This is a genomic window from Pseudomonas sp. NC02 (assembly GCF_002874965.1).
GTDB lineage: Bacteria > Pseudomonadota > Gammaproteobacteria > Pseudomonadales > Pseudomonadaceae > Aquipseudomonas.
This window is the reverse complement of record NZ_CP025624.1, coordinates 5,367,355-5,379,301: the sequence shown is the minus strand read 5'-3', so window position 1 is coordinate 5,379,301 and position 11,947 is coordinate 5,367,355. Positions and strand designations below refer to the sequence as shown.

The window sequence follows — 11,947 nt, the reverse complement described above, 5'->3', positions numbered from 1 at the left end:
CTGATCAGATTAGAAAGGCCACATCGCGGTGCCGAACGGCACGACGGCATCGGCTTGCATCATTTCAACGGCGGCCTCATGGGTCGGCGCTTCAAACCAATCGTCGAGTTGCAGTTCGGTTTCCAGGTCATTTTCCAGTGCTTGCATGGTGAATCTCCTAGATGACGTTGTTTGAGAACGAGCTTGCCAGCTTGCTGCGCTGGGCAAGTGGATGAACCTAGAAGAGAGTGTTTGGGATTGCAAAATTTTTATTGACACGGTTCCATTTGGATTTTTTATTCCGTTTTGATGGCGATTTGGTTTATGTCGATGAAACAGAGAGTTGGTTGCATCGTTTTGTAGGAATCGTCCTTTCGTCAACTTCTCGTTATCTGAAAGAATTTTCCTAATGTCCCTCCTATCTGCCGCACCGCATCCTGTCAGCCCAGACAGGTTTGGCGGTGTACAATGCGCCGCGTTTTACTGTGATCCCACTCTCTCAGGGCTATCCGCCTTGTTCATTCCGCCTGGCCACAAGCCCGTCGGGTTCGATTTCGTCACAGATAAAAACAACAGGTGACGTATGACCGTAAGAAAAAACGCTGGACCGGGGTTTGATCGGCGCTGCTGTAGCCCGTTACCAAAGCAGCACCCCTCCATGAGCACCCTCAAACCTTGCGTGAGACCCTTTCCATGAGTGAAGCCAACTCGCATTCAGGCGAACTGAAGCGCGGCCTGAAAAATCGCCATATCCAACTGATCGCCCTCGGTGGCGCGATTGGCACCGGGTTGTTCCTGGGGTCGGCCGGCGTGCTGAAATCCGCCGGGCCGTCGATGATCCTCGGGTATGCCATCTGCGGCTTTATTGCCTTCATGATCATGCGCCAGCTGGGCGAGATGATCGTCGAAGAGCCGGTGGCCGGTTCCTTCAGCCACTTTGCCCACAAGTATTGGGGCGGTTTCGCCGGCGTCCTGTCGGGCTGGAACTGCTGGATTTTGTACATCCTGGTGGGCATGTCGGAGCTGACGGCAGTTGGCAAGTATGTGCACTACTGGTGGCCCGAGATCCCGACCTGGGTGTCGGCGGCGGCGTTTTTTGTGTTGATCAATGTGATCAATCTTTCCAACGTCAAAGTCTTCGGCGAGGCCGAGTTCTGGTTTGCGATCATCAAGGTGGTCGCCATTGTCGGCATGATCGCCCTGGGCAGTTACCTGCTGGTGAGCGGCACCGGCGGGCCACAAGCCTCGGTGACCAACCTGTGGGAGCACGGCGGGTTCTTTCCCCATGGCGTGGGTGGTTTGGTGATGGCCATGGCGATCATCATGTTCTCGTTTGGCGGCCTGGAGATGCTCGGGTTTACTGCGGCTGAGGCGGACAAGCCACGCACGGTGATTCCGAAGGCGATCAACCAGGTGATCTACCGGATCCTGATTTTCTACATCGGCGCGTTGGTGGTGCTGTTGTCGTTGACGCCTTGGGACAGCTTGCTGGAGACCCTGAATGCCTCCGGGGACGCCTATAGCGGCAGTCCGTTTGTGCAGGTGTTTTCGATGTTGGGCAGTAACACGGCAGCGCATATTCTCAACTTTGTGGTGCTGACGGCGGCGTTGTCGGTCTACAACAGCGGCACTTACTGCAATAGCCGGATGCTGTTGGGGATGGCCGAGCAGGGTGATGCGCCGCGGGCATTGGCGAAGATCGACAAGCGTGGGGTGCCGGTGCGGTCGATCCTGGCGTCGGCGGCGATTACGCTGGTGGCGGTGTTGATGAATTACCTGATTCCGCAGCATGCGCTGGAGTTGTTGATGTCGCTGGTGGTGGCGACCCTGGTGATCAACTGGGCGATGATCAGTTTTTCGCATTTCAAGTTTAGGCAGCATATGGATCGGACGGGGCAGGTGCCGTTGTTCAAGGCGCTTTGGTATCCGTATGGGAATTATGTTTGCCTGGCGTTTGTGGTGTTTATTCTTGGGGTGATGCTGCTGATTCCGGGGATTCAGGTGTCGGTGTATGCGATTCCGGTTTGGGTGGTGTTTATGTGGGTTTGTTATGGGATCAAGAACAGGCGCAAGGCTCGGGAGGGGGTGGTGTTGAGTCGGGGTTGATCTCGGGTACATATCCGTTGCTGCGGTAACGGCCACTTATGGTTCCGCTCTTACAGCGGGTCACTTTTGGCAAACGCCCCAAAAGTAACCAAAAGGTCTTTGCCCCACCACTCGGTGCCTCGCTTAGGCTCGGCATGCCCGCACTCCGGCCCGGTTCCGCGGGCCGCCGCGACGGGCCATCCATGGCCCGGCGCGGCTAAACCGGCATCCTTGCCGGTTTACCCGCTCCACCGTGCCTGCTTGCGGCCATCGTGGTTGACGGGGCCCGCAGATCAAAATCAAAAGCAAAAGCACGGCGGCCTGAAAGCCGACCTGAGTGTTAAAAGCCAGATCAAAAACCAGAGCGAAAACCGATCTGCTTTTCTGTGGGAGCCGGGCTTGCTCGCGAAAAACCTGAGGGCGCCGCGTTCATTCAGAATGCCCGGGTCATCGTTAACGCCCTTCGCGAGCAAGCCCGCTCCCACATTTTTGACCGTGCCCGCTTTAGATTTTGATTTGGCTTTTGCTCTTCAACACTCAAGCCGGCCGGTAGGCCGCTGTGCTCTTGATCTGCTTTTGATCTTGATCTTAGGCGCCCCGTTAAACCACGCTGGCCGAACGCAGGCTTTGGAGCGTGGGTAACCCGGCAGGACGCCGGGTTAGCCGTCCTGGGCCAAGGATGGCCCATGACGGCGGCCCACGGTCCAAAGCCGGAGTGAGGGCACACCGAGCCTAGGCGAGGTGCCGAGTGGTGGGGCAAGAGCGTTTTGCTTACTTTTGCGCTGTTCAAAAGTGAGCCGCTGTAAGAGCGGAACCAATATCAGCCATCACCCAAATAACGGATATGTACCCAGCCCCCAGCCCCCAGCCCCCAGCAGCCCAACACATTGGCGTATCCTTACCCCTCCACCCCAAGGCCCGATCAAAAAATGCTGGTGATATCCAACAACGTGCACCTCCCCGACGCCGAGATCGAGCTGACAGCCATCCGCGCCCAGGGCGCTGGCGGTCAAAACGTCAACAAGGTCTCCAGCGCCGTGCACCTGCGTTTCGACATCCCGGCCTCGTCCCTGCCTGACTTCTACAAGGAACGCCTGCTGGCCCTGCGCGACACCCGCATCACCAGCGAAGGCGTACTGATCCTCAAGGCCCAGCAATACCGAACCCAGGAACAAAACCGCGCCGACGCCCTCGAGCGCCTGGTGGAACTGATCCTCAGCGCCACCAAGGTCGAAAAGAAACGCCGCCCCACCAAACCCACCCTGGGCTCAAAGAAGCGCCGCCTCGAATCCAAGACCAAACGCGGCAGCATCAAGGCCGGCCGCGGCAAGGTGGACTTCTAACTCGCCTGACGTTCTTCGCGATACTTCGGCGCCTGCCGATACAAATACAGGCTCAACAGCAACCCGCCAAACGCCGCGATCGCCGCAAACAGGAAGATCGAGGCAAACCCGAACCCCGCCGCAATCGCCCCGGCCAACGGCCCGGTGATCCCCAACGACAAATCGATAAACAGCGAATACGCCCCCACCGCCGCGCCCCGGCTCGAGGCGGGCACCAGGTTGACCGCCTCCACACCCAAGGCCGGAAACACCAGGGAAAAGCCAAACCCGCTCAACGCCGCACCCGCCAACGCCAAATGAGGATCCGGCGCCAGCCACAGCAGCAGCAGCCCCAGCGTCTCCACCGACAAACAGGCAATCGCTACGCGAAACCCGCCAATGCGGTTGATCAAATTGCCGAACAACAACCGCGCCCCGATAAAGCTGGCACCGAACAGGCTCAGGCACAGCACCGCGTTATCCCAATGCTGGGTCGCGTAATACAAGGTGATGAAGGTGGCGATGGTGCCAAACCCGATCGAGCCCAGCGCCAGCCCGCAGCCGTGAGGCAACACGCGCCCCAGCACATGCATGAACGGCAGGCGCTCGCCCACCACGATCGGCGCGGCGACTTTCGGCCAGGCCAGCAGCAGGCCCAGCACCGCCAGCAGGATGATACTGACGCCCATGCTCCACAACCCGAAATGACTGACCAGCAACACCCCCAGCGGTGCGCCGATGGCCAGGGCGCCGTAGCTGGCGATGCCGTTCCAGGAGATGACCTTGGCGGTATTCGCCGCGCCCACCCGGCCAATGCCCCAGCCGATGGAACCCGAGCCCACCAGGCTTTCAGCGCTGCCCAGCACCAGGCGGCCAATCAGCAGGCTGGTGAGGCTCAGCGCCGGCAGGTGTGACAGCCACGCCGAGAGCAACATGAACACGCCGCTCAACCCGCAACCGGCCAGGCCGTACATGACGGCGCGCTTGCTGCCGCGATTATCGATGATGCGTCCGGCATAGGGCCGGCTCAGCAGAGTGGCCAGGTATTGCACGCTGATCACAAGGCCCGCGATCACGGCGCCAAAGCCCAGGTCGCTGTGCACATAGCCAGGCAACACGGCCAGGGGAATGCCGATATTCAGGTAGCCGATGAAGGTGAACAAAACGATGGAAACGACTTGCAGCGTGACCGCCATGGGGCGCTGGGTATCTGGCATGGGGAGAGGTCCACTGTCGCAGCAGGAAAAGATAGGCTGCTTATGATACCGATGCTGGGCGCGTGCGGGGGCAGCAAAGCAAACTTTTAGCGATCGGCGGGGTTGAGCAGTTGCGTGGTTACCAACGCGGCGAGGGCGTTTTCCTGGGTGCCGAAGCGCTTGAGCAGGAGGGCCTGTTTTTCCGGGGTGAGGCGGTTCCATACGTCGACCATGTGCAAGGCAGTGTCGAGCAGGGCGGTATCGGGGGTGGTGTCGGTCATGGCGGGGCTCACGGTGTTCAGGCGGTGTGGAAAGCGCGCAATGTCACGCTTTCCACACGGTCTGGGTACGGCTCTCAGTCTTCGCTCTTGCGGTCGACCGGTTTTGCCTCTTTGGGCTCGGGCTTGGTGGCACCGGCCTGTTGCGGGGTTGGCTGCTCAGTTTCGTGCAGGCTTGGGAAGGGGAGATTAGGGATTTCGTGCATCGTCGTCGCTCCTCGCAAGATCTGTTTTATCAATCGCAGGTGATTCCGCGCGTTCAAAAAGCCTGTGCAGGATACAGCACTGTAAATGACAGAAAGATTTTATCTCAGAAAATGAACGCGTCTTCATCCCGCCGCGCAAGTGACGTGGCGCCACAGGGGTGTCGATTGTCATCGTACAACATCACCCTTCACGGATTGACATCGTGCTGCGGACTGAATATAACGCTAACAGTTGTATGACGACATATGACGTTACAGTTTTATAGCGCCCGTAATACGGATGCGCTCGGTCGCAGAACGTACGCCTCAAATCTAAAAATAATTAAGGTGAAGCGATGAAAATCAAAGGCATCCGTTGGTGGATGGTCGGGCTGATGACGGTCGGCCTGATTATTAACTACCTGGCCCGCAACACGCTCTCAGTCGCAGCCCCCACGCTGATGACCGACCTGAGCATCTCCACTGAGCAGTATTCCCACATCGTTGTTGCCTGGCAGGTGTGCTACGCCTTGATGCAGCCGATCGCCGGTTATGTGATCGATGCGATCGGTACCAAGATGGGCTTTGCCATCTTCGCCATCTCCTGGTCGGTAGTCTGTGCCCTGGCGGCATTCGCCACCGGTTGGCAGAGCCTGGCAGTGGCCCGTGGCGCACTGGGGCTGACGGAGTCGGCGGGCTTCCCCGGCGGCGTCAAGGCGATTACCGAGTGGTTCCCGGCCAAGGAGCGCTCCGTCGCCATCGGCTGGTTCAACTTTGGTTCGTCGTTTGGTGCGTTGCTGGCGCCGCCACTGGTGGTCTGGGCGATTTTGCACAGCGGCTGGCAGTTGGCATTCCTGATCGTTGGCGGCATCGGCCTGGTGTGGAGCGGGCTGTGGCTGCTGCTGTACAAGCACCCGCGTGACCAGCGCCTGCTGGCCCAGGCCGAGCGTGAGTACATCGAGGCCGGCCAGGAAACCCACCTCAAGGAAGGCGTGCAGAAGAAAGCCAGCTGGAAGCGCATCCTCAAGAGCCGCAACTTTTTCGCCATCGCCTCGGCGCGCATGCTCTCGGAGCCGGCCTGGCAGACGTTCAATGCCTGGATTCCGTTGTACCTGATGACCGAGCGGCACATGAACATCAAGGAAATGGCGCTGTTCGCCTGGCTGCCGTTCCTGGCCGCCGACATTGGCTGTGTGCTGGGTGGCTACCTGAGCCCGTTGTTCCACCGCTACTTCAAGGTCTCGCTGTTCACCTCGCGCAAGCTGGTGATGCTGTTCGGTTGCCTGTGCATGATCGGCCCGGCGTGCATCGGCCTGGTGGACAGTGCCTACACCGCGATTGCCCTGCTGTGTGTCGGCGGTTTCGCCCACCAGACCTTGTCGGGTGCACTGTTTTCCATCGCCTCGGACTCATTCGGCAAGAACGACGTGGCCACCGCCACCGGTGGCGGGCAGATGTGCGGGTTTATCGGGGCTGCGGCATTTACTGCGGTGTTCGGCGTGCTGGTGACCAAGGTCGGCTACAGCCCGCTGTTTGTGGTGCTGGCGATTTTCGACATCATTGCGGCCATCGTGATCCTGATGGTGGCCCGGGAGATCGTCAAAGATCCGGAGCCAGCCACCCAAACCGGTCACGGCGGCACATTGCTGCCGGTTTAACCCTGGCGTTCCATCGCCGCCTTGTAGAGCGAGTTCTTCGGCTGGGCAAACACCCGCGCCAGCATCGGCTCGAAGAAGCTCAGCGGCAGGGTGTCGTAGGCCGGGTCGAACGCCGCCGCGTCGTACTGCGCGCAGAACTCGATGGTTTGCCGGTACTGCGGGTGGTCGCCAAATTGCTCGCGCAGGTGGCGGTCCATCCCCAGGTGGTGGAAGAAGTAGTAGCCCTGGAAGATCCCGTGCTTCTCCACCATCCACAGATTCTCGGCGCTCACAAACGGCTTGAGGATCGCGGCGGCGATGTCCGGGTGGTTGTAGGAACCGAGGGTGTCGCCGATGTCGTGGAGCAGGGCGCACACCACGTACTCTTCATCCCGGCCATCGTGCCAGGCGCGGCTGGCGGTTTGCAGCGAGTGGGTCAGGCGGTCCACCGGGAAGCCGCCGAAGTCGCCCTCCAGCAGCCGTAGATGCGCCAGGATCCGGCTTGGCAATTGCCGGGCGTAAGCACTGAAATCCTTGGCGATGATCGCCCAGTCTTCCTGGGTACCATCCTGCATATGGGTGAAACGGGCCTGCTGGTTCATCAAAGCCTCTCTTATTGTTCTTCAAGCGTGGGGCTAGAACGGCACCTTGCCCAGAATCATGTCGCGGTACATCACGAAATCCCCCAACAGGCTGTACAGCGGATGCTGGAAGGTCGCCGGGCGATTCTTTTCAAAGAAGAAATGGCCGATCCAGGCAAAGCTGTAGCCGGCCACCGGCAGCGCCAGCAGCAGCCACCACGCACCTTTGCCGATCGCCAACGCGAGTATGAAGATAACGAGGCTGGTGCCGATAAAGTGCAGTCGACGGCACGTACTGTTGCCGTGTTCGCTCAGGTAATACGGGTAGAAATCGGCGAAGCTGTTGAATTGCCTGGCATTTTCCACAGTGGTCGGCCCTCTGGTTATTGTTCTGCCCGACAGATGTTCGGCGGGGAGCTTATTTGAGTCTAGAGTCATCAGTGGTAACAGCCAGTGACAATAGATGCCACTTTAGTATCCTTCGGATTCCTGGCTGTCGTTTCAGCCTTCCTTGTTAAGAAAACGCCATGAGCGAACGAACGACTTCTGCAAGCTGGGCGATGGGGATAGTCAAGGCGCTGGAAATGGACGGCCTGGATTGCCGTGCCTTGTTCAAGCAGCTTGGCCTGGATTACGCCGCGCTGAATGACCCGGATGCACGCTTCCCCCAGGACTCCATGACCCGCCTCTGGCAGCGCGCGGTCGAGCTGTCGGGCAACCCGGCGATTGGCTTGAACATGGGCAAGGTGGTGCGCCCGGCGTCGTTTCATGTGGCCGGCTACGCCTTGATGTCCAGCAATACCCTGGCCGAAGGTTTTATGCGGCTGGTGCGTTACCAGCGAATCATTGCTGAAAGTGCCGACCTGAGTTTCCGCCTGTTGCCCGAAGGTTATGCGCTGATTCTGACGGTGCACGGCGACCACCTGCCGCCTACCCGGCAAAGTGCCGAAGCGTCCCTGGCCAGTGCCCTGGCGTTATGCGGCTGGCTGACCGGGCGCACGTTGCAACCGCGCAAGGTGCTGGTGCAGGGCGATCAGCCAGCGGACCTGGCACCCTATAAACAAGCCTTCCATGCACCGCTGGTGTTCAACGCGCCCTATGACGCGCTGATCTTCGAACGGGCCGATATGGAGGCGCCGTTGCCCACGGCGAACGAGGCGATGGCGTTGTTGCACGATCGTTTTGCCGGGGAGTACCTGGCGCGGTTTTCCGAGAGCCGGGTGACCCACAAGGCGCGGCAGGTGCTATGCCGATTGCTGCCCCAGGGCGAGCCCAAGCGTGAAGTGGTTGCGCAGACGTTGCACCTGTCCCAGCGCACCTTGCAGCGCCGCTTGCAGGAGGAGGGCACGAGTTTCCAGACCTTGCTCGACGACACCCGCCGCGAACTGGCCGAGCAATACCTGGCGCAGCCGAGCATGACCCTGCTGGAAATTGCCTACCTGTTGGGGTTTGCCGACCCGAGCAACTTCTTTCGTGCGTTCCGCCGCTGGTTCGATGCCACGCCCGGCGAGTACCGGGCGCGGTTGCATGAGCTGCCTGTCAGTGACGCCAAAACGCCGGAATGCACAGCACAAACACCGTAATGATCTCCAGCCGGCCCAGCAGCATGCCGAATGACAGGATCCACTTGGCCGCGTCCGGCAGGGTGGAGAAGTTACCGGCCGGGCCGATGGTTTCACCCAGGCCCGGGCCTACACCGGACACGGTGCTGGCGGCGCCGGTCAGTGCGGTCATCCAGTCCAGGCCCAGCAGTGACAGGGCCAGGGCAATGGCGCAGATGGTGATGGCGAAGAAAAACGAGAAGGTCAGGATCGAACGCACGATTTCTTCATCGAGGCGATGACCGTTGTACTTCTGCTTGATCACCGCCCGTGGGTGAATCAGCTGGTTCAAGTTGGCCTTGAGCAGGATGTAGGCGACCTGGAAACGGAAGATCTTGATCCCGCCAGCCGTGGAGCCGGAGCAACCGCCCACAAAGCCCAGGTAGAAGAACAGCATCAGCGAGAAATTGCCCCAGATGCTGTAGTCCCCGAGTGCGAAACCGGTGGTGGTCACCACAGAGGTGACGTTCACCGCCACGTGGCGCAGCGCGTCCAGCCAAGGCAGGTCGGTGGTCCACCAATACCAGGTGCCGAGCACCAGCCAGGTCACCACCAGCAACCCGAGCAAGCCTTGCACCTGCTGATCCTTGATCAGCGCCCGGCGGTTGCCGCGCATCGTGGCCACATACAGGGTGAACGGCAGGCTGCCGAGAATCATCACCACCACCGCCACCCAGTGCACCGCCGGTTGCTTCCAGTGGGCCAGGGATTCGTCGGAAGTGGAAAACCCGCCGGTGGAAATCGCCGACATCGCATGGTTGATCGCATCGAACAGCCCCATCCCGGCCCACCAGAACGCCAGGCTGCCGAGGATGGTGATGCCCACGTACGCCGCCACGATCAGGCGCGCCACCATGTGTGAGCGGGGCATGACCTTTTCCGAGCGGTCGGAGGATTCGGTCTGGAACAGGCGCATGCCACCGATGCGCAGCAGCGGCAGGATCGCCACCGCCATGCCGATAAAGCCGATACCGCCGAGCCAGTGCAGCAGCGAGCGCCAGATGAGGATGCCCGGGGACATGGTGTCCAGGCCGCTGAGCACCGTGGAACCGGTAGCGGTGATACCGGACATGCTTTCGAAGAACGAGTCGGTGTAGCTGATGTGCTGGGTCAACAGAAACGGCAGTGCGGCGAAGATGCACACCACCAGCCAGCTGGAGACGGTCAGCAGGTACATGTCCCGCGGGCGCAGGTGCACGTGTTCCGGACGGCCGGGGATGACCAGTGCCAGGCCCGCGATAAAGGTAATCAGGCTGGCCCAGAGGAACGACGGCAGGTCGCTGGTGCGTTCAAAAAACACCAGGGTCGCCATGGGGATGACCATGGCGATCGCCAGGGTGATCAGGAAGATGCCGATAATGAAACCGATTATCCGTAAGGTCGGCAACGCCATGAGGTCCGCTCGGGGTGACAGGAAAGGCGCCATTCTACCTGCGGTGCAGGGCAAGTAAACCGGGGGGCGTTGGAGACGTGGCAGATCAAGTGTGGGAGCGGGCTTGCTCGCGAAAGCGGTGTATCAGTCAACGGATGCATTGGCTGACCCACCGCTTTCGCGAGCAAGCCCGCTCCCACAGGAGATTTGTGCAGGTTGATGGAGCTTGGAGGGCAGGCACAAAAAAGGCGACCCGAAGGTCGCCTCATTCAACGCGGCACTGATCAGAACTCGTGATCAGCGTTATCCGGGTTCAAGTCACTGATGCCCAGCTTGCCAGCAGCCTGTTCGATCGAACCGGTCTGCTTCACCAATGCGGCGATGGCGTCACGTACGATCTGGTTGCCTTTGTCGTTACCGGCAGCAATCAACTGGTCGTAGTGTTCGCCGTTGTTGGCGTGGTCCACCATCACCTGGATCTTCGCTTCGGTGGAGGCCAGGTCAGCCTTCAACGCTTCATCGGCCGCCGGGTCGGCCTTGGCCACCAGGGAGGACAGGCTGGCGCCGGTCATCTTGGTACCGTCGGTGCGGGTGTACTCACCCAGGTAAACGTTACGAATACCCTTGGCGTCGTAGAAGTGCGAGTTGTGGGTGTTGTCGCTGAAGCAGTCCTGTTCGTCTTCCGGCGAGTTGGCTTCCAGGGAAACCTTCATGCGCTCACCGGCCAGCTCGCCCAGGGACAGGCTACCCATGCCGAACAGCATCTTGCGCAGGCCATCGGTCGCAGGTTCTGCTTCCAGCGTGGCGCGGTAGTTGTCTTCGACGTTGGGCTTCCAGTTGCCGACCATTTCTTCCAGGTCGCTGACCAACAGTTGAGTCACGGCGCGCAGGTAGGTGCGGCGGCGCTCGTTGTGGCCGCCAGTGGCGCCATCACCGGTCATGTAGTCCGACGCTGGACGGTTGCCGGCGCCCGGGCCGGTGCCGTTCAGGTCCTGGCCCCAGAGCAGGAATTCAATTGCGTGGTAGCCGGTGGCTACGTTGGCTTCGGAACCGCCCAGCTCATTCAGGCTGGCGAGTTTTTCCGGGGTGATGTCTTTGACATCGACCTTGTCTTCGCCGACCTGGATCTCGTTGTTGGCGATGATGTTGGCGGTGGCGCCAGGGTTGCCCAGGGCGTGTTCGTAGGTCTTGTCGACGTAGTCGATCAGGCCTTCGTCCAGGGGCCAGGCGTTCACCTGGCCTTCCCAGTCGTCAATGATGGTGTTGCCGAAGCGGAACACTTCACTCTGCAGGTACGGCACGCGCGAGGCGATCCAGGCGGTACGGGCCGCTTTCAGGGTGTCGTCGTTCGGGTTGGCAAGGAAAGTGTCGATCGCGGTTTGCAGGGTTTTCGCGGTGGACTCGGCATCGCTGTACACCGCGAACACCATGTCAGCGTAATGCGCGACCACGGCCTTGGCGGCGGCCTCGTCTACCTGGCCTGCCGGGGCAGCCGCCGGGGCGGTGGTGCTGGCGGCGGCCGGGGCTTGAGGCGCGGCGGCCTTGTCTTTGCCTTCACCGCAACCGGCGAGCGAAATGGCAATGGCGAGAAGGCTGGCGGTGGCCAGGGGCATACGAATCATGGCGAACATCCTGCTTCGGTTGTTGATGGGGCACGCGGGGGGCGCGCAAAACTGCGACATAATGCGAAAGATTTGCATTTTGTGTAAAG

At 60.4% G+C, this 11,947-nt stretch carries 12 protein-coding genes; 4 read left to right on the top strand and 8 right to left on the bottom strand.

Features of this window, described 5'->3' with window-relative positions:
* Positions 1–9 precede the first annotated feature (9 nt).
* Positions 10–147, bottom strand: a complete 138-nt coding sequence (locus C0058_RS32845) for a hypothetical protein (protein ID WP_003175756.1) — start codon at positions 145–147, stop codon at positions 10–12.
* 525 nt (positions 148–672) lie between these two features.
* On the opposite strand from C0058_RS32845, the gene C0058_RS25225 reads away from it, so the two are divergent.
* Entirely contained in the window at positions 673–2,085 is a 1,413-nt protein-coding gene (locus C0058_RS25225) for an amino acid permease (protein WP_102369769.1), read from the top strand.
* 908 nt (positions 2,086–2,993) lie between these two features.
* Positions 2,994–3,407, top strand: a complete 414-nt coding sequence (arfB, locus tag C0058_RS25215) for an alternative ribosome rescue aminoacyl-tRNA hydrolase ArfB (protein ID WP_003212972.1) — start codon at positions 2,994–2,996, stop codon at positions 3,405–3,407.
* Here the strand turns inward: arfB and C0058_RS25210 are convergent.
* The 3 genes from C0058_RS25210 to C0058_RS33110 all read right to left on the bottom strand — a co-directional run bounded on the left by C0058_RS25210 (position 3,404) and on the right by C0058_RS33110 (position 5,066).
* Entirely contained in the window at positions 3,404–4,603 is a 1,200-nt protein-coding gene (locus tag C0058_RS25210; protein WP_003212974.1) for an MFS transporter, read from the bottom strand. The genes arfB and C0058_RS25210 overlap by 4 nt on opposite strands.
* Positions 4,604–4,689: 86 nt before the next feature.
* A complete protein-coding gene (locus C0058_RS32840; protein WP_008430977.1) occupies positions 4,690–4,863 on the bottom strand; it encodes a hypothetical protein in 174 nt (57 codons plus the stop codon).
* 74 nt (positions 4,864–4,937) lie between these two features.
* On the bottom strand, positions 4,938–5,066 hold the full coding sequence (locus C0058_RS33110; protein WP_003212978.1) for a hypothetical protein: 129 nt from the start codon (positions 5,064–5,066) through the stop codon (positions 4,938–4,940).
* 362 nt (positions 5,067–5,428) lie between these two features.
* On the opposite strand from C0058_RS33110, the gene C0058_RS25205 reads away from it, so the two are divergent.
* Entirely contained in the window at positions 5,429–6,703 is a 1,275-nt protein-coding gene (locus C0058_RS25205) for an MFS transporter (protein WP_052024259.1), read from the top strand.
* Here C0058_RS25205 and C0058_RS25200 read toward each other — a convergent pair.
* Positions 6,700–7,284 carry an HD domain-containing protein gene (locus C0058_RS25200; RefSeq protein ID WP_003212982.1) on the bottom strand — a complete coding sequence of 195 codons (585 nt, stop codon included), beginning with the start codon at positions 7,282–7,284 and terminating at the stop codon, positions 6,700–6,702. The two genes, C0058_RS25205 and C0058_RS25200, sit on opposite strands and share 4 nt — an antisense overlap.
* Positions 7,285–7,317: 33 nt before the next feature.
* Positions 7,318–7,629: a DUF962 domain-containing protein gene (locus tag C0058_RS25195; RefSeq protein WP_003212984.1), complete on the bottom strand. Its 312-nt coding sequence runs from the start codon at positions 7,627–7,629 to the stop codon at positions 7,318–7,320.
* 161 nt (positions 7,630–7,790) lie between these two features.
* On the opposite strand from C0058_RS25195, the gene C0058_RS25190 reads away from it, so the two are divergent.
* Positions 7,791–8,846 (top strand): AraC family transcriptional regulator, encoded by a 1,056-nt coding sequence (locus tag C0058_RS25190; protein WP_003212986.1) that lies wholly within the window; start codon positions 7,791–7,793, stop codon positions 8,844–8,846.
* On the opposite strand, the gene C0058_RS25185 is transcribed toward C0058_RS25190, so the two are convergent.
* Entirely contained in the window at positions 8,803–10,257 is a 1,455-nt protein-coding gene (locus C0058_RS25185; protein WP_102369768.1) for a TrkH family potassium uptake protein, read from the bottom strand. The genes C0058_RS25190 and C0058_RS25185 overlap by 44 nt on opposite strands.
* A gap of 263 nt (positions 10,258–10,520) precedes the next feature.
* Positions 10,521–11,858: an imelysin family protein gene (locus C0058_RS25175; RefSeq protein ID WP_003212990.1), complete on the bottom strand. Its 1,338-nt coding sequence runs from the start codon at positions 11,856–11,858 to the stop codon at positions 10,521–10,523.
* Between the last annotated feature and the right edge of the window lie 89 nt (positions 11,859–11,947).

Coding starts and splice junctions, on each gene's coding strand:
- C0058_RS32845 (WP_003175756.1), bottom strand. CDS start 147: ATGCAAGCACTGGAAAATGACCTGGAAACCGAACTGCAACTCGACGAT.
- C0058_RS25200 (WP_003212982.1), bottom strand. CDS start 7,284: ATGAACCAGCAGGCCCGTTTCACCCATATGCAGGATGGTACCCAGGAA.
- C0058_RS33110 (WP_003212978.1), bottom strand. CDS start 5,066: ATGCACGAAATCCCTAATCTCCCCTTCCCAAGCCTGCACGAAACTGAG.
- C0058_RS25225 (WP_102369769.1), top strand. CDS start 673: ATGAGTGAAGCCAACTCGCATTCAGGCGAACTGAAGCGCGGCCTGAAA.
- arfB (WP_003212972.1), top strand. CDS start 2,994: ATGCTGGTGATATCCAACAACGTGCACCTCCCCGACGCCGAGATCGAG.
- C0058_RS25185 (WP_102369768.1), bottom strand. CDS start 10,257: ATGGCGTTGCCGACCTTACGGATAATCGGTTTCATTATCGGCATCTTC.
- C0058_RS32840 (WP_008430977.1), bottom strand. CDS start 4,863: ATGACCGACACCACCCCCGATACCGCCCTGCTCGACACTGCCTTGCAC.
- C0058_RS25205 (WP_052024259.1), top strand. CDS start 5,429: ATGGTCGGGCTGATGACGGTCGGCCTGATTATTAACTACCTGGCCCGC.
- C0058_RS25175 (WP_003212990.1), bottom strand. CDS start 11,858: ATGATTCGTATGCCCCTGGCCACCGCCAGCCTTCTCGCCATTGCCATT.
- C0058_RS25190 (WP_003212986.1), top strand. CDS start 7,791: ATGAGCGAACGAACGACTTCTGCAAGCTGGGCGATGGGGATAGTCAAG.
- C0058_RS25210 (WP_003212974.1), bottom strand. CDS start 4,603: ATGCCAGATACCCAGCGCCCCATGGCGGTCACGCTGCAAGTCGTTTCC.